The 740-nt window shown below is 75.1% G+C and carries 3 protein-coding genes; 2 read left to right on the forward strand and 1 reads right to left on the reverse strand.

Annotation, left to right across the window (positions count from 1 at the left end; translation table 11 throughout):
- Nucleotides 1–250 (forward strand): preprotein translocase YidC (locus ACSNN9_RS28540; RefSeq protein WP_436676401.1); only part of this gene is annotated, 250 nt, incomplete at its 5' end.
- 47 nt (nt 251–297) lie between these two features.
- Nucleotides 298–528: a hypothetical protein gene (locus tag ACSNN9_RS28545; RefSeq protein ID WP_210838116.1), complete on the forward strand. Its 231-nt coding sequence runs from the start codon at nt 298–300 to the stop codon at nt 526–528.
- A gap of 28 nt (nt 529–556) precedes the next feature.
- Here ACSNN9_RS28545 and ACSNN9_RS28550 read toward each other — a convergent pair.
- Nucleotides 557–740 (reverse strand): RNase H family protein (locus ACSNN9_RS28550; RefSeq protein WP_436676402.1); only part of this gene is annotated, 184 nt, incomplete at its 5' end.

A 740-nucleotide genomic window follows, 5' to 3' on the forward strand; every position in this document is an offset into this window, starting at 1 on the left:
ACGGGAGGCAGCGGTGGGGTATCGGGCGCGCGACGGTGAGCTGCCGGTCGACCCGGCACACGCCGAGGACGAGGCCGGCCAGGCACGGCTGGTCCAGGTCGAGGCGGACACCGACGTCCCCGCGCCGGACGACACGACGGAGAAGCCCGACATCGTCACCGAGGACGACGGGTCGGGCGTGGCGGGTGGCGCGTCGGGCAGTTCCAGCGGCGGATCCGGTATGCCGGGCCACCCGGACGCGGCGCGCTGAGCCCGCCACGCACGTTTGCCGGCAGGCCACCGGGGCAGGAGTGCGGCATGACCGAACAGAACCGTACCGACCGGGCCGCCACCGACGAGCCGGACGGCGCCACCGCCATGCAGGCGTCGCTGCGTCCGCCGGGCGAGTCCCTGCACAGCACCGACGACACCGGCGACGACTTCGCCGACCTGCCGGCCGAGGACCGGCGGTCCGCCCGGGAGGTCAGCCGCGCCGGCTACGACGTGGACGCCGTCTCCGGCACCACCGACCCGAGCCGCACCGAGTGACCTGATCGCCGCTCGCCCGCCGGTCAGGTCAGCGGCCGGCGGGCACCACCGACGCGCGGGCCTCGATCATGCCCCGGTTGGCCAGCGCGTCGGCGCGCTCGTTCTCCGGGTGGCCGTTGTGCCCCTTCACCCACAGCCAGGTGACCTCGTGCTGCGCGCACGCGCCTTCCAGCCGCTGCCACAGGTCGGCGTTCTTGACCGGCTGCTTCGCG

The sequence above is a fragment of the Micromonospora sp. URMC 107 genome (assembly GCF_051386315.1).
In the GTDB taxonomy this organism is placed as follows: Bacteria; Actinomycetota; Actinomycetes; order Mycobacteriales; family Micromonosporaceae; genus Micromonospora.

Coding starts and splice junctions, on each gene's coding strand:
- ACSNN9_RS28545 (WP_210838116.1), top strand. CDS start 298: ATGACCGAACAGAACCGTACCGACCGGGCCGCCACCGACGAGCCGGAC.